We start from the raw sequence: 17767 nt of genomic DNA on the forward strand, positions 1-17767 counted from the left end.
TCACGCCCCCTGTCGCGCTGCCGCAGCCCCGAACGCGGAGCCGGCAGGAGCCGGGGTGTCCTGATACGGGGTCCCGGCAGTCAGGTTATCGCCGCGGTTGGCGCGGGGGCGGGCTTCACGCGCGCCACCCGCAGCGGCGACGAGGCGCGCGTGCGTGGGGGCGTCGGCGACGTCCGCGGGACGATTCGCCATGAGCTCCTTGCGCAGGACCGGAACGACCTCGCCGCCGAGGATGTCGAGCTGCTCGAGCACCGTCTTCAGCGGCAGACCCGCGTGGTCGATGAGGAAGAGCTGCCGCTGATAGTCGCCGAAGGTCTCGCGCATCCCGGCGTAGCGGTCGATCACCTGCTGCGGAGACCCGACGGTCAGCGGCGTCATCTCGGTGAAGTCCTCCATGGCGGGGCCGTGACCGTAGACCGGAGCGTTGTCGAAGTAGGGCCGGAACTCGCGCACCGCGTCCTGGGAGTTCGTGCGCATGAACACCTGACCCCCCAGACCCACGATCGCTTGGGCCTGGGTGCCATGCCCGTAGTGTTCGAAGCGCTGACGGTAGAGCGAGACCAGCCGCTGGAAGTGCTCCTTGGGCCAGAAGATGTTGTTCGCGAAGAACCCGTCACCGTAGTAGGCGGCCTGCTCGGCGACCTCGGGCGTCCGGATCGAGCCGTGCCAGACGAAGGGGGCGACACCGTCGAGCGGCCGCGGCGTCGAGGTGAAGCCCTGCAGGGACGTGCGGAACTTCCCCTCCCAGTCCACGACATCCTCACGCCACAGTTTGTGGAGGAGGTTGTAGTTCTCGATCGCCAGCGGCAGCCCCTGACGGATGTCCTTCCCGAACCACGGATAGACGGGGCCGGTGTTGCCACGTCCGAGCATCACATCGGTACGGCCGCCGGACACGTGCTGGAGCATCGCGAAATCCTCCGCGATCTTGACCGGGTCGTTGGTGGTGATCAGGGTCGTGGCCGTCGAGAGGATGAGGCGCTCGGTCTGGGCCGCGATGTACGCGAGGGTCGTCGTGGGCGACGAGGACCAGAACGGCGGGTTGTGGTGCTCGCCGAGCGCGAAGACATCCAACCCCACCTCTTCGGCGTGCTTCGCGATCTCAAGCGTCGCGCGGATGCGCTCGGCTTCGCTGGGCGTGTGGCCCGTCGTCGGGTCCGCCGTGATGTCGCTGACGGAGAAGATGCCGAACTGCACCGCCGGCTGGTTTTCGGGGGTGTTCATGATGATCCGCTTCCTCGCCGCCGGGATCTCCGTGGCGATTTATTCAAGTGAATGTATATCTCACCCAACGTCTGCGCGTCGAATCTATTCCCGGGAAGTCAGGATCGCGCCGCGAACAGGGCCAGCATGTCGCGCACCAGCTGATGCGGAGCAGTCTCACAGGGGCTGTGGCCGGTCTCGTACACCGCGACGCCGGCCCCGATCCGTGCGGCGTACTGCTCGTACTGCGCGACCGGCCAAAGGTCATGCGCACCCGTAGCCACGAGCTTCGGGATCTCGAGTGCGCGCACCTCGGCGGTGACGTCCGGCATCCGCATCATCAGTCCGACGATCTCGTCGACGCTGCGCCGACGGGTGTGGGCGAAGCGCGCCCGCACGAACTCCAGCCGCCGCGGTGGAACCTTGTTCAGGTTGTTGCGCACACCCCACAGCATGAGGCCCGCACCGGTGCGTCCAGACGCCAGGTGCGAGAAGCGCCCGATCCGCTTCACACCTGCGAACACCTGGCCGACCGCCGGCGGCGTGGACAGCAGCGTCAGACTCGCGAACAGGTGAGGATGCCGGACCGCAGTCTGCTGGGCGACCATTCCAGCGAAGCTGTAACCGAGCACATGTGCCGGCGCAGCGCCGTCCTCGAGCACCGTCACGAGATCGTCGATGAACAGTCTGTAGTCGTACGCCGCGCGCGGCGGCTCGAGGTTTTCGGGACCGGCTGCGGCCGACTCGTACTGGCCGGCGATGTCGTACGACTCGACGCGGTAGCCGGCCGCGGCCAGCAGCGGGAGCATGAGGACGAAGTCCTCCTTCGACCCGGTCACCCCGGGCACGAGGACCACCCGGGGCGCACCCGCCTCCCCGAGGCTGATGCGCGCCAGATCGCCGCTGGGCGCGCGCACGACATCTCGCCGGGCACGCGGCGGCAACAGCGTCCAGTCCAGGTCGGGAATGGCGCGATCGCGTTCGCGGGCGTCGTCGATCACCGTCATAGGTGGCTGACACTACCCTGGCGGCGAGGCTGACCGCCATCGCGATTCGCCGAGGACCAGCGGCGCTCAGGCGAGCAGGTCGGCGCCGACGTAGGATCCCTCCGCGGCGCCCGGCGGAATCGCCCACACACCGGATCCGATCGTCGTCAGATATTCGGCCATCAGATCGGTGACGACGGCCTTGTTCACCGTCACGAACCGATCGGGCGCGTTCTGGAACGAAAGGAAGAATAGCCCGGCATCGAGGCGTCCGATGGCGGTGTTTCCGTCCACGTAGTTGTACCCGCGCCGGAGGAGCCGGATGCCGGCATTGTTCACCGGATGCGCACGAGCGACGTGACTGGTCGCATCAATGCGCGTCGCGCCCGCGGCGTCGGTCGCCGCGAAATCGGGATCCGTGAATTCGTCGCCACCGCTGAGCGGCGCACCCGACCCCTTGGCCCGCCCTGTAATGCGCTCCTGCTCACTGAGCCTCACCCGGTCCCAGGTCTCGATGGTCATCGCGATCTTGCGGGCCACGAGGTACGAGCCGCCCGCGAGCCACGCGGGCCCTGCCGTCGCATCCACCCACACGTGGTCGCGCAGCGCGTGCTCGTCATCGGCCAGGATGTTCGCCGTACCGTCGCGGAACCCGAAGAGGTTGCGCGGGGTCTGCTGATCGGCCGTCGTGCGGGAGGTGCGACCGAACCCCAGCTGCGACCACCTCAGGCTCGCGCGGCCGAAGGCGATGCGGCTGAGGTTGCGGATCGCGTGTACGGCGACCTGCGGATCGTCGGCGCACGCCTGAACGCAGAGATCCCCACCGGTGTAGGTCGGGTCGAGATCGTCACCGAGAAACGCCGGCAGCGCATCGAATCCCGCCGGTGCACGCCCGGCGAGACCGAAACGATCGACGCCGGAGCCGTCGCGGAAGAGGGTCGGGCCGAACCCGAACGTCACCGTCAGGGAACTGGCGGGCAGACCGAGCGCCTCGCCGGTGTCATCCGGCGGCGCCTCCGGCGATCCTCCGACGGCGCCTGTCGCACTGACATCCAGGCCCTGCGTCATCCGCGAGGCGGCGTAGCTCCAGTCCTGGAGCAGCTCGATCAGGTCCTCGCGCGTGGCGCCGGCCATCATGTCGAAGGCGGCGAAGTGCAGGTGGTCCTGCACCGGGGTCATGATCCCGGCCTGATGCGCACCGAAGAACGGGTGCACGCCGGCGGCGGATGCCTGATTCGCGGAGGACGCCGCAACGACGCCCGCCGTGGCAGCGGAGCCCACGAGGAGACCGCCGACACCCGCACCTGCGGCAAGCCCGAACAGACCCCGTCTGCTCAGACCCGCCGCCGCGGGTGGTGTCGGCGCATCGTGCTCGGTCATCTCACTCCAGAATCGTCACCGTGAGCTGGGACAGCGGCTCGGCGAGCGCGTTGATCTGGTCCGACAGGTCGCGGCGGTCGGCATCGGTGAGTTCACCGTACGAGACGAAACCGTCCTCGAGCGAGCCGAAGCGGGCGAGCTCGGTCTCCAGCGCCGCATAGCCGGCGTCGATCTGCGCGACGAGCTCCTCGCCATCCTCGCCCGACGACAGGGCGAAGTCGCGCACGAGCGAGAAGGCCATCTTGGACCCCTCCACGTTGGCAGCGAAGTCGTACAGGTCGGTTCCCGACCACCAGTCCTCTTCACCGCTGATCTTGCCGGAGGCGACCTCGTCGAGCAGGGCGATCGCGCCGTTGGAAATGCCGGCGATCCCCTGCGCGGCCAGGTCCTCCGCGAAGGCGTCGCTGTGGACGTACTCGTAGAGCTCCTGGACGTCGGCGATGAGCAGATCGCCGAACACCGCACGCTCCGCTGCCGTCGAGGGCGCCCAGTCCTGCCACGCCGGGGTCACGTCGTCCGAGTTGAGCGCGTCCTCGGCGGGCACCCAGAGGTCCTTCTCGATGCGGTGGAATCCGGTCCAGTCCAGACCCTCGGCGACGGCATCCACCTCGCGGTAGTCGATGCGCGGGTCGAGATCTCCCAGCGCTTCGGCGACGGGCTCGATCCGCTCGTAGAACGCGCGCGCGAGCGGGAACAGCGCCCGAGCAGTCTCGTCGTCGCCGGCCTCGTAGGCCGCGACGAACTCCTCGACGGCGGGAACGAGCTGCCCCACCTGATCCTTGACGAACGCAGCGTACAGCTCGACCGCCTGCTGCTTGAGCTCAGCGTCCTCCGCATCGACGGTGACGGCCTCGCCGGACACGGTGAACGCCGCCTTTCCGACGCCGTCGCCGAGCATCCCGGGCTTGCAGACGGTGTAGTAGTCGCCCGGCTGCGCAACGAGGGTCAGCGTACGGGAGACGCCCGGCGCGACGTTCTCGACCTCACCGACGATGCGCAGGCCGTCATCGGCGAGCAGGTAGAACTCGGTGGTCTGGCTGCCGGCGTTGGTGATCTCGAACGTCACGGTGCCGCTGGTCGCCTCGTCGGTCGAGACCTCGCAGGTCGAGTCCGTGGAGGTCACGGCGATCGAGTCGGCCGACTCGAGATCGGCGCGCGCGACACACCCTGCCAGGACGATCGCGCCGAGGGTGACACCGGCGAGGGCGCCGAGGCTACGGGAGGGGAAGGGCATGGGGCTCCTTATTGCGGGAGTCGGATGTCGTACCGGAAGGGAAAGTCGAAGGAGTAGTCGCCGCCTGCGGACGAGGCGCCGAGCGCCGGGCGCGCCGGACGAAGATGGTGCCGACGATCGTGAGATACAGCGCCCACGCGATGACCTGCAGCCAGGTCATCTGCGGCATGAAGCCGATCGTGGCCTGCAGGACGGCCGCCAGGGCGGATCCGGGCGCGATGACCGCCGACAGATCGAACGCCCACCCGAACGGGAAAGCGGCCCAGCCGACGGCGACGGCACCTGTGGCATCCACCGGTGCGAGGGCGGTGAAAGGTCCCGGCAGTACGCCGGCCTCCTGGAGATCGTGGATGGCGTAGGCGAGCACGCCGGCTGCGACGATGATGAGGAACGCGCTGGTCCAGGTGAAGAACACGCGCAGGTTGAGGCGCAGCATCCCTCGTGCCAGGAGCCATCCGAGCAGCACCGCGGTCAGCAGCCCCAGCAGTGCACCCAGGAGCGCTGCGGGGGCGTCGCCGAAGGACTGCACCATCGACCAGAGCAGCAGCGTCGTCTCAATTCCCTCGCGTGCGACGGAGACGAACCCGAGGATGACGATCCCCCACAGTCCGCCCGTCGCGATCGCTCGGTCGACGCCGGTGCGCAGGTCGGAGGCCATCGTGTGTGCCTTGGCCTGCATCCAGAAGATCATCCACGTGACCATCGCGACGGCCACGAGCGAGAGCGTTCCGCCGATGATCTCCTGCGCCTCGAAGGTCAGGGCGTACGCCCCGAAGGTGAAGATCGCTCCCAGTGCGACCGCGAGCGCGACCGCCGCCGCGACGCCGACCCAGAGCCGCGGCAGGATGTCGCGGCGTCCGAGCTGCGTCACGTAGGCGACGAGGATGCCGACGACCAGCGCGGCCTCGAGGCCCTCGCGGATGCCGATGAGGAAGGTAGCGAACACGATTGCTTTCCCGGGTCTGGGGTCCGCGCGGCGCCGCGCGCGAAGATTAGGTAAGCCTAATCGTATCCCAGGCCGCCGGGTGGAGCGGAATCAGTCCCACTGAGCGGGAGCCGGCTGCGCTCGCGGAAGTGAAGAAGGGCCGCCCCGGACGGGGCGACCCTTCTTGCGAAGACGATGTACGCGATCGCGCTTATCGGCGAAGACCGAGACGCTCGATCAGCGAGCGGTAGCGCTCGATGTCGATGTCCTGGAGGTAGCCGAGCAGGCGGCGGCGCTGACCGACGAGCAGGAACAGGCCACGACGCGAGTGGTGGTCGTGCTTGTGCTCCTTGAGGTGCTCGGTGAGGTCCTTGATCCGCTGCGACAGCAGCGCGACCTGCACCTCAGGGGAACCGGTGTCACCGGGGTGCGTTGCGTACTCTTCGATGATCGCCTTCTTGACGTCTGCTTCCAGTGCCATAGATTCGATCCCCTCTCTCCTTGCTGCGCGGTGCTCGTCGCCTTGTGCGCGAGCTCTCTTTATCCGCGGCCGATCAAACGGCAACCTCCAGAGTCTACCAGGTCTCCATCTCCCGGGCAGCGCGTTCGCCGTCCCGATGCGCCCCGTGCCGGAACTGGTGCCGATGGTCGTCGCGCACCTCTACGCGGTGCCGATCGCGATCCGCGTACATACAGAGGGGGCGGATGCCGCAGCACCCGCCCCCTCCGAGAACACCGGCCTCAGTCGGCCTGGATGCTGCCCTGCAGATCGAGCTCGATCGTGACGTCCTTGCCCACCAGCACGCCGCCCGACTCGAGAGCGGCGTTCCACACGAGCCCGAAGTCCTCGCGGTTGATGACGGTCTTGGCCGTCGCGCCCGCCTTGTAGTTGCCCCACGGGTCCGAGCCGAAGCCGCCGAACTCGACCTCGAAGGTCACCGGCTTCGACACGCCGCGGATGGTCAGGTCACCGTCGACGAGGAGCGTGTCACCGACCCGACGGACACCGGTGGACACGAAGTCCATCGTGGGGTGGTTCTCGACGTCGAAGAAGTCCGCCGAGCGCAAGTGACCGTCGCGGCCCTCGTCCTTGGTGTCGACGGATGCGACATCCACGGATGCGGTGATCTGAGCGTCGAGCGGGTTCTCGCCCGCGACGATCGTGGCGCTCTTGACGCCGAAGTTCCCCCGCACCTTCGAGATCATCATGTGGCGCACCGAGAAGGTGACTTCGCTGTGGGACGGGTCGAGTACCCAGGTGCCGGCGCGGTAGCCGGGGAGCTCGAGCACGGTGTCGGTCATCTGTATCCTCCAGGATCATGCGAGCGGCCCCAGCGGCCACCCTCACGAGGACTCAACACCATTCACTTGAATCTATTCCCAGGAATGGAAATGATTTTGCTCGCGTCAGCCGACGGCAACCAGATCGATGATGAAGATGAGGGTCTTCCCGCCCAGGAAGTGCCCACCCGCGGGGCCGTAGGCCAGGTGCGGCGGGATGATGAGCTCGCGACGACCGCCAGCCTTCATCCCGGGGATGCCGTCTTGCCATCCCTGGATCAGGCCGCGCAGCGGGAACTGGATGGTCTCGCCCCGATTCCAGGAGGAATCGAACTCCTCACCGGACTCGAACTCGACGCCCACGTAGTGGACGGTGACGCTGTCACCGGGCTGGGCCTCGGCGCCGTCGCCGACGATGATGTCACGGATGACGAGGTCGGCCGGCGCATCCCCCTGGGGAGCGTCGATCTCGGGCTTGGTGCGATCTTGTGTCATGCATCCATCCCACCAGAGGGCGCGGGCACCGTCAACGCGATGGGACCGAAGTCCCCTTGACACAGCACCGAGCCAGGAGCATCCTGAAGACAGTTCAACTCAGCGCTCGGAAGACTCGCAGGCATCGCCGCGGCACCGGGCGCTGAGTCTTTGTCCGCCTATGCTGGGCGAGTGATACGCGAGGACTCCCCCGAGGCCCAGCGCCTGCTCGGGCTTGCCGCGGACGTCATCCTCGAACGTGGCGTCGTGGCCGTGTCACTCTCGGAGCTTGCCCGGGCCATCGGGTCGAACAACCGGATGCTGCTCTACTACTTCGGTTCGAAGGAAGAGTTGTTCGCGCGGGCGATCCACACCGCCTACGAACGCTTTCCGGATCTCCACGCGCTCATCCCAGGCCTGTCGGATCCCGGCGACCTCGTCGAGAACCTCCGGACGGGATGGCGGCGCCTGCGGGCACCCGAGAACACCGCGTATCTGACCCTGTTCTTCGAGGCGTTCGCCGCGGCTGTGCGCGCACCTGAGGCCAACCGCACCCACCTGGATGTCCTCGCGACACATTGGCCGCGGGGCATCGGCGCCGCCTTCCGATCCCACGGTTTCGACGAGGCGACGGCAGCGCGGGCCGCGGTGCAGCTCATGGTCCTCTGGCGAGGTCTGCAGCTCGAACTTCTGGCGGGCACCCCCGTCGAGGCTCTCGACGCGGCACACGACGAGGCTGTCACACGGCTCTTCGACGCCTGAGAAGGATCAGCGCACCGGAACGTTCGGGTGCGAGACGTGGGCACCCGCGCTGTCGCTCAGGCGCTCGCGCAAGGTGGGCCCCGCCGGCGGTCCCAGACGGCCCCGCTCGCGGAGGACCGGCAGGACGAGACGACCGAAGGCCGCGACGTCGCGCGTGCCGAACGTCGGCTCGATGAGGAATCCGTCGAGGTCGGTCTGCGCCGCGATCTCCTCGATCTGGTCCGCGACTTCCGTCGGCGATCCGACGACACGGAACCCCCGCGTGCCGCGTCCGCGCAGCTGGTCGAGGATCTCGCGGACGGTCGGGGCCGGTGAGGTCTCCGATCCGAGGAACCGCTCGATATTGCTCGTCCCCAGCTGACCGACGGGACCGCCCGACTCGAGAACCTGGTGGAGTGTGCCATCCGGGTCAAGGCTGAGCAGGTCGATGCCGGTGTTTCCCGCGTACAGTGCCGCGACGATCTCATCCGTCTGCAGCGCGTCGAACTCTGCAGCGAGCTGCTGGGCCTCAGCGGTCGTCTCGGCGACGAACACGGTCATTCCCGACATCAGCCGCATCGCGGAGCCGTCACGGCCTCGTTCCTGCGCGCGCCGCCGGATGTCGGCGACGCTGCCTGCCGTGTGGGACGGGGTCGTGGCCTGCACGAACACGCACTCCGCATGCGCGGCCGCGAAGGCGCGGCCGGCGGGAGATGTGCCGGCCTGGAACAGCGCGGGCGTTCGTTGCGGTGACGGGGGCACCGGGAAGTACCCGGTCGACCGATAGTGGTCGCCCTCGAAGCGAATTCGTCGCACTCCGTCACGACGCACGGCCGTCTGCGTCTCGGCATCCAAGACGAGCGCATCGCTGTCCCACGCATCCTCCCAGAAGGTGCGTGCCAACCGGACATACTCGTCGGCCATGGCGTATCGCACGTCATGCGACACCATCTGCTGGCCCATCAGCTCGGCCTGGGCATTCTGCGAGGACCCGGTGACGATGTTCCACCCGATCCGCCCGTTCGACAGGTGGTCAAGACTCGTCATCCGCCGCGCAAGCTGGGAGGGGTGGTCCATGCCCGTGGCCGCGGTCACGACGAAGCCGAGGTGCTCGGTGTCGCGGATCAGGCCCGCGATCAGGACGAAAGGGTCCAATGTCGGGAAGTTGATTCCCCGGGTGACGGCGACCTCACTGATGTCATCGCCGACGATCGGGTAGCCGTACTGGTCGGCGATGAACAGAAAGTCGTAGCCGGTCTCATCCATGACCTTGGCCATGCGCGCCCAGCGCTCGAGATCCAGAAACTCGCGCCCGTCGTCGAGGGGGTGCGGCCAGCTGTGCGTGCCGCCGGTCTGGGGCTGGAAGGACTCGAAGACACCGAAGTGAAGGTTCCCCATCAGGCGACCGCGTCGCCGTCGAGCCAGGCGTCGATGCGCGCGCGGGCCGCCGTCTTCGTCTCGTCCGAGGCAAGCGTCGTCTCGATCGACGTCCACGCGCAGGCGGCGAGCTGCTCGTCAGAGAGACCGATGCTCTCTCGGGCGGCGATGTACTCGTCCAGCAGTCCGGGGCCGAACAGGACGGGGTCATCCGCGTTGATCGAGCAACGCACGCCCGCGTCGAGGAGCGTGGGGAGCGGGTGCACCCCGAGGTCGGGGACGACACCCAGGATCACATTCGAGGTCGGGCAGACATCCAGCGGTGTGCCACGCTCCTTCAACACCGCGAGCAGGGCGTCGTCCTCGAGGGCGCGAACTCCGTGCAGCACGCGGTCGGCGTTCAGCGCATTCAATGCCTGCCAGACGGATTCGGGGCCGACGAGCTCACCGGCGTGAGGGGCTGATTGCAGACCCGCGGCCTTCGCAATGGCGAATGCCTCGACGAAAAGCTCGGCGGGGTATCCGCGCTCCTCGTTGGCGAGCCCCAACGAGACGACGCCCTCGCCCGCGCGGGAGGCGGCGACGCGGGCGAGCTCGATCGAGTCCTCGACCGGCCGCATGCGGTCGACCGTCACCATGAGTCCGATCTCGACCCCGAAGCGCTCACCCGCCTCGCGGGCGAGCTGGATGTGGCGGTCCAGAGAGGACTCGAGCGTGCCGAAGGCCTCGAGATAGAACTGGGGGCTGACGCCGAACTCGACGTAGACGGCGCCGTCGTTCGCGGCATCCTCGACCGCCTCATCGATGAGACGAGCCAGACACGCGGGATCGGCGAGCACCGCCAGGAGCCCCTGATACATGCCCGAGAACGCTGCGAAGCCATCGAACCCGCTCGTGGGCGGGATCGTGATCCCGCCGGCCGCGGCCAGCTCCTTCAGGGTGTCCGGGCGGATCGCCGCCTCGAGGTGGAGGTGCAGATGCCCCTTGGGCAGCAGCGCAAGATCGCGTGCGGTCATGGTGTCGTTCACCGGGAACCCCTCAAGAGAGTTGAACTAGTCAGTTCACACTAGTCGATGGATGTTTCACCCGTGTGTCCGCTGCCCCCCGATCGCACACGACCAGCTCGGGAATCTGTGATTGCATCGCGCGCGCACCCGCCCCCGATAGCGTGGACCAATGCGCTTTGCCCATGTGACTTTCCCGGGCGCGTCCACGACGGAGTTCGTCGCGGTGCGCGAGGACGGCGCCGTCGCCGTCTCCGCCCTCTTCCCGGGGGCTCCCCGCACACTCAACGACCTCATCGGTGGGGGCGACGAGCTGCTCGACCGGGTGCGCACCGCACTGCCGGCAGCTGCGGTGACCCCCCTCAAGGGTGCGGTGTTCGGCGCGGCGGTGCCCGCGCCGCCGGTCGTCCTGGCCGTGGGGCTGAATTACGCGGCCCACTCGAGTGAGCTCGGCCTGAAGGCCGACACGGCTCCGACGGTCTTCGTTCTGTGGCCGAACTCCCTTGCCGGGCACGAGGGCACGACGTCCTGGCCGCGCGATCTCAGCGAAGCCGTCGACTACGAGGCAGAACTCGGCGTCGTGATCGGCGCCGCGGCCAAGGACGTCGGCGCGGACGAGGCGACGGCGCACGTGTGGGGCTACACCGTCGTCAACGACATCACCGCGCGGGACATCCAATTCGCCGAAGCGCAGTGGTCGCGCTGCAAGTCCTTCGACGGGTTCACCCCGAACGGCCCGTTCATCGTGACCGCCGACGAGGTGCCCGACCCGCAGGATCTGCACATCTGGACTGTTGTGGACGGCCACACGGTGCAAGACGCCTCGACCGGCCAGATGATCCGGAGCGTCCCGACCCTCGTCGCGCACCTGTCCCAGGGTGCCACGCTGCTGCCGGGCACACTCATCTCCACCGGGAGCCCCGGCGGCGCCGGCTATTCGCGCGATCCACAGATCTTCCTGCGCGACCGCTCCACCGTCACCGTCGGCATCGACGGCATCGGGGAGCTGAGGACGCACTGCCGCATCATCGACTGACGCGGCAGCGCGTCGCGTCGGTCAGCCGCAGGTGACCGTGACCCCGTTCACGTCGTGGACACCCGGGCCGAGGTCACCGCACATGCTGATGAGGGCGCCGGCCGAGCTGAGCACAACGGCGAGGATGATGATCCCGAACACCATGAACACGCTCGAGAGGACGATCGCCCAGACCGCGGGGACGTTCTTGGCGCCTGCCTTGCGGCTCTGAACCAGAGCGACGATGCCCAGGATCAGCGCGACGAGCTGGAAGAAGAATGCGAGGATCAGCGCGACGATTCCCATCGTCTTGCCGGGAACGGTGGTGGGCGGCCCTGCCGGAGGGCTCTGCGGTGCGGGGTCGTACGAGGGCATGTCGGTCACGATGATCTCCTTGTCCTTGCTGAGTGTGCGCGGCGTCGGTGCGCGCGTGGTTGAAAGCTAGCGTCGGCGGAGGTCGCATCGCAATCGACCTCAGATATCCGTGTCCCCGACCTCCGGCGGATTCGTCGACACCACCGGCATCGCCGCGGTCACCGCCTGCAGGCCCGACAAGCGCTCGGGCGAGAGCTGCTTGGTCACCACGTCGCGTGTCATCAAGCCCTCGGCAACGACGAGATCGGCGATGTTGGCGCCCGTCGCCAAGGCCTGCTTGGCGAGGTTCGCCGCAGCCGCGTAGCCGATGAACGGCGTGAGCGCGGTGACGACCCCCACCGATGTCCCCACCATCGTGCCCAGCCGCTCGCGGTTGGCGACAATGCCGTCGACGCAGTTCACCCGCAGAGTGCGCATGCCCCGGCGCATCCAGGTGATCGACTGGAAGATCGAGTGCGCGATGATCGGCTCGAAAGCGTTCAACTGCAGCTGACCTCCCTCGGCTGCCATCGTGACCGTCAGGTCGGCACCCGCCACCGCGAAGGCGATCTGATTGACCACCTCCGGGATCACCGGGTTGACCTTGCCGGGCATGATGCTCGATCCCGCCTGGCGGGAGGGCAGCGAGATCTCCGACAGGCCGGCCTGCGGACCAGACGACAGCAGCCGCAGATCGTTCGCGATCTTCGAGAGTTTGACCGCGTTGCGCTTGAGCGATGCCGAGAACGACATGAACGCGCCCGTGTCGCTGGTGGACTCCACCAGGTCGCCCGCCGTCTGAAGTTCCAGGCCCGTGATGCGCCGCAGGTGCCGCAGCACCGACGACGAGTAGCGGGGATGGGCGGTGATACCGGTACCGATCGCCGTGGCACCGAGGTTGATCTCGTAGAGCAGCGATGCGTTCTCGCGCAGTCGGTCGTAGTCCGCGCCGAGCGTGGTGGCGAAGCCGTGGAACTCCTGCCCGAGGGTCATCGGCACAGCATCCTGCAGCTGGGTGCGTCCGACCTTCAGCACGTCGTGGAACTCGATCGCCTTGGCCAGGAACGACCGCCGGAGCAAGTCCAGTTCCTCCAGCAGTGTGATCAGATCCAGGCTCAGCCCGACCTTCACCGCGGTCGGGTACACATCGTTGGTCGACTGGCTGCGATTGGTGTCGTCGATCGGCGAGAGGAACCCGTAGTCCCCCTTGGGTCTGCCCGCCAGCTCGAGCGCGATGTTGGTGATGACCTCGTTCGCGTTCATGTTGGTCGAGGTGCCGGCACCACCCTGGACGACACCGACGACGAACTGCTCGTGGAAATCTCCGTCGATCACGCGCTGGGCGGCGCGATCGATCAGCTCGGCCTTTTCGGATGGAAGGACGCCGATATCCGCGTTCGCGCGCGTCGCCGCCTGCTTCACCATCGCGAGCGCGCGCACGAGGTCGGAATAGACCGATATGGGCCGGCGCGAGATCGGGAAGTTCTCCAGCGCCCGTGCGGTGTGGATGCCCCAGTAGGCATCCGCGGGGATCTCCATCGAGCCGAGCGAATCAGTCTCGGTGCGGGTCATCGATGCGGGCATGTGCTCTCCTTCGAGCGTCAGGACGGTTTGCGCGAGAACGCGTCGAGCCGCTCGGCGGGGGTGAGCTGCGCCATCCGGCGCACCCACTCCTCGTCGAAGTAGTCTGCGGTCTCGGCATCCACCACGGGCACGACGGCGTGCGTGATCGTCGAGGGGTACACGTTGACGAGGTGGAACGACTGCCCGCCGTCCATGCCGTTGACCTCCATCGCGGGTCGCGCAAGGTTCATCGTGTAGCAGGTGGCCGCCGAGACCGACACCGGGATCCCGGCGAACGTCGCGCTCGTGGAGTAATGCAGATGACCCGCCAGGATGCCACGCACATCGGTGCCCGCGAGGACGGCCGCCAGCCGCGGCTGGTCGCGCAGCTCGAGGATGTCGAAGAAGGGCAGATGTGTCGGGATCGGCGGATGGTGCATCGCCAGGAGTGTTCCCAGCGGCGCGGGTTCGGCGAGCTCGGCGGCCAGCCAGGACAGCTGCGCATCATCGATCTCGCCGTGATGCCAGCCCGGAACCGAGGTGTCCAGGGCGATCAGCCGCAGGCCGTCCAGGTCCCACACCCCGGTCACCCGCTCCTGCGTGGCGGCGCTCCCGAGCAGGTGCTCGCGCAGCGCCGGCCGCTCGTCGTGGTTGCCGGCGACCCAGATAACGGGTGCGCCGAGCTCGGCCGCGAGCGGCTCGACCATCTCACGGAGGGCCCGGTAGGCATCCGGCTCGCCGAGATCGGTGAGATCCCCGGTGAACACCAGAGCGTCGGGGCGGATACCGAGGGCCGCGACCTTCGCGAGAGTGCGCTCGAGCCCCGCGCGGGTGTCGTAGCGACCCTGCAACGGCCGGTTGCGGTCGAGGAAGTGGGTGTCACTGACGTGGACGATGGTGCGAAGAGCAGGCGGATACTGTCCGAACTGCACGGATGCCCCTGCCATGCCGCCAGCCTACGACCCCGGGCGACGCCTGCCGACACGCGCGTCTCGATTACCGTGGAGCGGTGACCCATCTGCACGCTGCCCCCGCCCCGGCCTCGCGCCCGCACACTCGCATCCACCACGAGGATGTGTTCGAGGACCCGTTCGAGTGGCTGCGCGACAAGGAGGACGCCGAGGTCCTCGCTCACCTCCGTGAGGAGAACGCGCACACCGACTCCCGCACCGCGCACCTGTCGGGGCTGCGCGAGCGCATCTTCGACGAGATCCGCGCCCGCACCCGCGAGACCGATCTGTCAGTGCCGGTGCGCCGAGGCGAGTGGTGGTACTACTCCCGGACTCTCGAAGGCAGCCAGTACGGCATCCACTGCCGCGCGCCGCTCGCGGATACCGCGGACTGGACGCCGCCGCAGCTCTCCCCCGACACCGAGGTCGAGGGAGAGCAGGTGCTGCTGGACGGCAACCTCGAGGCGGAGGGGCACGCATTCTTCGACCTCGGGAGCTTCGAGGTCTCCACGGATGGGAACCTGCTGCTCTACGGCGTGGACCTGGCGGGCGACGAACGCTACACGGTGCGGGTGCGGGACCTCCGTACCGGAGAGAACCTGGCCGATGAGATCCCGAACACCTTCTCCGGCGCGACCTTCTCCCCCGATGGTCACTTCATCGTCTACACCACGGTCGATGACGCCTGGCGCCCCGATACGGTCTGGCTGCACGAGCTCGGCCAGGATGTCGCCGCTGATGCGCAGCTGTTCCACGAGCCGGACGAGCGCTATTGGGTCGGTGCCGGATTCACACGCAGCGACCGCTTCCTGATGATCGAGCTGGGATCGTCGGTGACCTCTGAAGAATGGATCATCGACGCCGGCGACCTGCGGGGGGCTGCCCGTGTCGTGTGGCCGCGGCGTGAGGGCGTCGAGTACTCGTCGTCGCACGCCGTCGTCGACGGGCGCGACGTGCTGTACATCCTGCACAATCACGACGCGCTCGACTTCGAGCTGGTGCGGGTGGATGCCGCGGACCCTCTCGGCCCGACCGAGGTCGTCATCCCGCACACCCCCGGCGAGCGCCTGCTCGGCTTCTCGACGTTCCGCGACTGGGCCGTGGCGGCGTATCGCCGAGACGGGCTGCCGCGCCTCGCGCTGTTCGACTACGCCCGCGGCGAGCGCGACGAGCTCACGTTCGACGAGACGCTGTACTCCGTGGGCACCGCGGGCAACCCGGAATGGGCGCCCGCGGTGCTGCGCATCGGGTACGGCTCGTTCATCACCCCGCCCAGCGTCTCCGACTACGAGATCGCGACCGGCATCCTGCATCTGCGCAAACAGCAGCCCGTACTCGGCGGCTACGACGCTGCGGACTATGGGCAGCGCCGCGAGTGGGCGGTGGCCGCCGACGGCACCCGCGTGCCGATCTCGCTGGTGTGGAAGCGCTCGTTCGGAGAGCCCGGCGACAGCGCGCGGCCCCTGCACCTGTACGGCTACGGCTCGTACGAGCACTCCATCGATCCGGGGTTCTCGATCGCCCGACTCTCAGAGCTCGACCGCGGCGTCATCTTCGCGGTCGCGCACGTGCGCGGCGGCGGTGAGATGGGGCGGCAGTGGTATGAGGACGGGAAGCTCCTGCGAAAGCGCAACACGTTCGAGGACTTCGTCGCCTGCGGGCGGCATCTCGTGGCGGCCGGCGTGACCGAGCCCTCGCGCATGGTCGCCGAGGGCGGGAGCGCCGGGGGTCTGCTTATGGGCGCGGTCGCCAATCTCGCGCCCGACCTGTTCGCCGGCATCCTCGCCGATGTCCCGTTCGTCGACGCCCTCACGACGATCCTTGACCCGTCCCTTCCGTTGACGGTCATCGAGTGGGACGAGTGGGGCGACCCGCTGCATGACGCCGAGGTCTACGCCTACATGAAGAGCTACTCGCCCTATGAGAATGTCCGGGACGGCATCCGGTACCCGCGCATCCTCGCGGTGACCTCTCTCAACGACACCCGCGTCATGTACGTCGAACCCGCCAAATGGGTCGCGCGCCTGCGGGAAGCCGGTGTGGATGCCATGCTCAAGTGTGAGATGGTCGCCGGCCACGGCGGCGTGAGCGGACGCTACAACGCCTGGCGCGAGCGCGCCTTCGAGCTGGCCTGGCTCCTCGACATCCTCGGCCTCTCCGACGCCTGACCCCGGGCGGCTCCCGCGGCAGACGGCGCACCTCCGCCTGCGCGCCGCGGTACTGCCACCTCGCGGCGCCGCGGCTGCATCGCGAAGGTAGGAGATATCACCGACGCAGGACGCCTCACCGGCGTGTCGTCCTGTTTTCGCGATTTCTCCTACCTTGGCGATACGGCGCGGGCGCGGTGAAGTCCCTGCGCGATAGCGCCTGACACCGTGTCGACGACGTGAGCCGGGTCGAAGAGCACCTGGGCGTAGTCGAATCGCAAGACGGTATAGCCCATGAGCACCAGGCGGGCGTCGGCGGCGATGTCGCGTCGCCGCTCAGCCGCTTGGTGGTGCGCGAAACCGTCCAGTTGAACGACAAGTCGAGCCCCGATCAAGGCATCGACGGGATGGCCGTCGATCCACACCTGTTGACTGACGGCCACCTTCAGCGTGCTCATGAGGTGAACGAAGCGCGTCTCGATCCCAGAGTCCGAGAGCGCCGAAACGGATGCCGCGAGCTCCCGGCCGGGTACGGAGGGCCAGTCGACTCTCTCGAGCATCTCCGTCGCCACCAGCTTCTTGCGGATCGCCGACTCCCACACGGCGGCCGCGTCAGGGAGTGGGACGCATGTCGACACATTGTGGAGAACATTCACGAGCGGATCGACGAGGCGACCGTCCGCCACCGGCGACGGACCGACCGACCAGTGCAATTTCACATCCCCGCCGCGGTTGCGCGACGCCGTCGGCGCAACCGCGAGGTGTATGTGCGTGTGGTCGGGAGTCCAGAGACTCAGGCGTCTCGCGGCAGTGAGACACGTGACACGTCCGCCGGCGGATGCCGCCCTTCGGAGGTCATCCGGACACTCGCGTGACACGATCCACGAGCGCCGCACGCGCTCTACCCGTCCCCCCGCCAGCGCCACACGCACCGCATGCTCGGTGAATCCAGCGCGCCGCAGTGTGCGCGTATGGGCCGCACCGACGGCATCCACCATTGCCACGAGGTCTGAGACGGGTCGCACACCAGGACCGTGCCCGACTCCTGGATCGAATTCGTGACACATGGCTGCTGAGGCTCACACCTCGTCAAGGGTCACGACTGGGGAGGAACCGCGGACATCCCACCGCGG

At 68.0% G+C, this 17767-nt stretch carries 17 protein-coding genes; 3 read left to right on the top strand and 14 right to left on the bottom strand.

Features of this window, described 5'->3' with window-relative positions; translation table 11 throughout:
* From ABD206_RS06335 to ABD206_RS06370, 8 genes are all read right to left on the bottom strand, one after another.
* Positions 1–1224: an LLM class flavin-dependent oxidoreductase gene (locus ABD206_RS06335; RefSeq protein ID WP_344070507.1), complete on the bottom strand. Its 1224-nt coding sequence runs from the start codon at positions 1222–1224 to the stop codon at positions 1–3.
* A 98-nt stretch (positions 1225–1322) separates the two neighbouring features.
* On the bottom strand, positions 1323–2210 hold the full coding sequence (locus ABD206_RS06340; RefSeq protein ID WP_344070509.1) for an alpha/beta fold hydrolase: 888 nt from the start codon (positions 2208–2210) through the stop codon (positions 1323–1325).
* Between the two features lie 66 nt (positions 2211–2276).
* On the bottom strand, positions 2277–3569 hold the full coding sequence (gene efeB / locus ABD206_RS06345; RefSeq protein WP_344070511.1) for an iron uptake transporter deferrochelatase/peroxidase subunit: 1293 nt from the start codon (positions 3567–3569) through the stop codon (positions 2277–2279).
* 1 nt (position 3570) lies between these two features.
* Positions 3571–4803: an iron uptake system protein EfeO gene (efeO, locus tag ABD206_RS06350; protein ID WP_344070513.1), complete on the bottom strand. Its 1233-nt coding sequence runs from the start codon at positions 4801–4803 to the stop codon at positions 3571–3573.
* Positions 4784–5749: an iron uptake transporter permease EfeU gene (gene efeU, locus ABD206_RS06355; protein ID WP_344070515.1), complete on the bottom strand. Its 966-nt coding sequence runs from the start codon at positions 5747–5749 to the stop codon at positions 4784–4786. The genes efeO and efeU overlap by 20 nt, the downstream gene beginning before the upstream one ends.
* A gap of 190 nt (positions 5750–5939) precedes the next feature.
* The gene (gene rpsO / locus ABD206_RS06360; RefSeq protein ID WP_261166117.1) at positions 5940–6209 is read right to left on the bottom strand and encodes a 30S ribosomal protein S15; all 270 of its coding nucleotides are present in this window, start codon (positions 6207–6209) and stop codon (positions 5940–5942) included.
* Positions 6210–6469: 260 nt separating this feature from the next.
* Positions 6470–7030 carry a YceI family protein gene (locus ABD206_RS06365; protein ID WP_344070518.1) on the bottom strand — a complete coding sequence of 187 codons (561 nt, stop codon included), beginning with the start codon at positions 7028–7030 and terminating at the stop codon, positions 6470–6472.
* Between the two features lie 105 nt (positions 7031–7135).
* Positions 7136–7504 (bottom strand): FKBP-type peptidyl-prolyl cis-trans isomerase, encoded by a 369-nt coding sequence (locus tag ABD206_RS06370; RefSeq protein WP_344070519.1) that lies wholly within the window; start codon positions 7502–7504, stop codon positions 7136–7138.
* 171 nt (positions 7505–7675) lie between these two features.
* Between ABD206_RS06370 and ABD206_RS06375 the strand changes: the two genes are divergently transcribed.
* The gene (locus tag ABD206_RS06375) at positions 7676–8245 is read left to right on the top strand and encodes a TetR/AcrR family transcriptional regulator (RefSeq protein ID WP_344070520.1); all 570 of its coding nucleotides are present in this window, start codon (positions 7676–7678) and stop codon (positions 8243–8245) included.
* A gap of 6 nt (positions 8246–8251) precedes the next feature.
* Here ABD206_RS06375 and ABD206_RS06380 read toward each other — a convergent pair whose 3' ends face one another.
* Positions 8252–9622 (bottom strand): NtaA/DmoA family FMN-dependent monooxygenase, encoded by a 1371-nt coding sequence (locus ABD206_RS06380; protein WP_344070522.1) that lies wholly within the window; start codon positions 9620–9622, stop codon positions 8252–8254.
* Complete coding sequence (gene add / locus ABD206_RS06385) at positions 9622–10629, bottom strand: adenosine deaminase (protein ID WP_344070524.1); 1008 nt, start codon at positions 10627–10629, stop codon at positions 9622–9624. The genes ABD206_RS06380 and add overlap by 1 nt, the downstream gene beginning before the upstream one ends.
* 148 nt (positions 10630–10777) lie before the next feature.
* Here add and ABD206_RS06390 point away from each other — a divergent pair, with 148 nt between their 5' ends.
* Complete coding sequence (locus ABD206_RS06390; protein ID WP_344070526.1) at positions 10778–11641, top strand: fumarylacetoacetate hydrolase family protein; 864 nt, start codon at positions 10778–10780, stop codon at positions 11639–11641.
* 21 nt (positions 11642–11662) lie between these two features.
* Here ABD206_RS06390 and ABD206_RS06395 read toward each other — a convergent pair whose 3' ends face one another.
* The 3 genes from ABD206_RS06395 to ABD206_RS06405 all read right to left on the bottom strand — a co-directional run bounded on the left by ABD206_RS06395 (position 11663) and on the right by ABD206_RS06405 (position 14484).
* Positions 11663–11995, bottom strand: coding sequence for a DUF4190 domain-containing protein (locus ABD206_RS06395; RefSeq protein ID WP_344071444.1), 333 nt, complete (start codon positions 11993–11995; stop codon positions 11663–11665).
* Positions 11996–12094: 99 nt separating this feature from the next.
* Positions 12095–13558, bottom strand: coding sequence for an aspartate ammonia-lyase (locus ABD206_RS06400; RefSeq protein WP_344070528.1), 1464 nt, complete (start codon positions 13556–13558; stop codon positions 12095–12097).
* Between the two features lie 17 nt (positions 13559–13575).
* Positions 13576–14484 carry a phosphodiesterase gene (locus ABD206_RS06405; protein ID WP_344070530.1) on the bottom strand — a complete coding sequence of 303 codons (909 nt, stop codon included), beginning with the start codon at positions 14482–14484 and terminating at the stop codon, positions 13576–13578.
* Between the two features lie 71 nt (positions 14485–14555).
* Between ABD206_RS06405 and ABD206_RS06410 the strand changes: the two genes are divergently transcribed.
* Positions 14556–16655 carry a S9 family peptidase gene (locus ABD206_RS06410; protein ID WP_425561177.1) on the top strand — a complete coding sequence of 700 codons (2100 nt, stop codon included), beginning with the start codon at positions 14556–14558 and terminating at the stop codon, positions 16653–16655.
* Positions 16656–16804: 149 nt separating this feature from the next.
* Here the strand turns inward: ABD206_RS06410 and ABD206_RS06415 are convergent, their stop codons facing one another.
* On the bottom strand, positions 16805–17659 hold the full coding sequence (locus ABD206_RS06415) for an endonuclease domain-containing protein (protein ID WP_344070534.1): 855 nt from the start codon (positions 17657–17659) through the stop codon (positions 16805–16807).
* Between the last annotated feature and the right edge of the window lie 108 nt (positions 17660–17767).

The sequence above is a fragment of the Microbacterium sediminicola genome (genome assembly GCF_039531125.1).
GTDB lineage: Bacteria > Actinomycetota > Actinomycetes > Actinomycetales > Microbacteriaceae > Microbacterium > Microbacterium sediminicola.

Coding starts and splice junctions, on each gene's coding strand:
- ABD206_RS06335 (WP_344070507.1), bottom strand. CDS start 1,224: ATGAACACCCCCGAAAACCAGCCGGCGGTGCAGTTCGGCATCTTCTCC.
- ABD206_RS06340 (WP_344070509.1), bottom strand. CDS start 2,210: ATGACGGTGATCGACGACGCCCGCGAACGCGATCGCGCCATTCCCGAC.
- efeB (WP_344070511.1), bottom strand. CDS start 3,569: ATGACCGAGCACGATGCGCCGACACCACCCGCGGCGGCGGGTCTGAGC.
- efeO (WP_344070513.1), bottom strand. CDS start 4,803: ATGCCCTTCCCCTCCCGTAGCCTCGGCGCCCTCGCCGGTGTCACCCTC.
- rpsO (WP_261166117.1), bottom strand. CDS start 6,209: ATGGCACTGGAAGCAGACGTCAAGAAGGCGATCATCGAAGAGTACGCA.
- ABD206_RS06365 (WP_344070518.1), bottom strand. CDS start 7,030: ATGACCGACACCGTGCTCGAGCTCCCCGGCTACCGCGCCGGCACCTGG.
- ABD206_RS06370 (WP_344070519.1), bottom strand. CDS start 7,504: ATGACACAAGATCGCACCAAGCCCGAGATCGACGCTCCCCAGGGGGAT.
- ABD206_RS06380 (WP_344070522.1), bottom strand. CDS start 9,622: ATGGGGAACCTTCACTTCGGTGTCTTCGAGTCCTTCCAGCCCCAGACC.
- ABD206_RS06390 (WP_344070526.1), top strand. CDS start 10,778: ATGCGCTTTGCCCATGTGACTTTCCCGGGCGCGTCCACGACGGAGTTC.
- ABD206_RS06395 (WP_344071444.1), bottom strand. CDS start 11,995: ATGCCCTCGTACGACCCCGCACCGCAGAGCCCTCCGGCAGGGCCGCCC.
- ABD206_RS06400 (WP_344070528.1), bottom strand. CDS start 13,558: ATGCCCGCATCGATGACCCGCACCGAGACTGATTCGCTCGGCTCGATG.
- ABD206_RS06405 (WP_344070530.1), bottom strand. CDS start 14,484: ATGGCAGGGGCATCCGTGCAGTTCGGACAGTATCCGCCTGCTCTTCGC.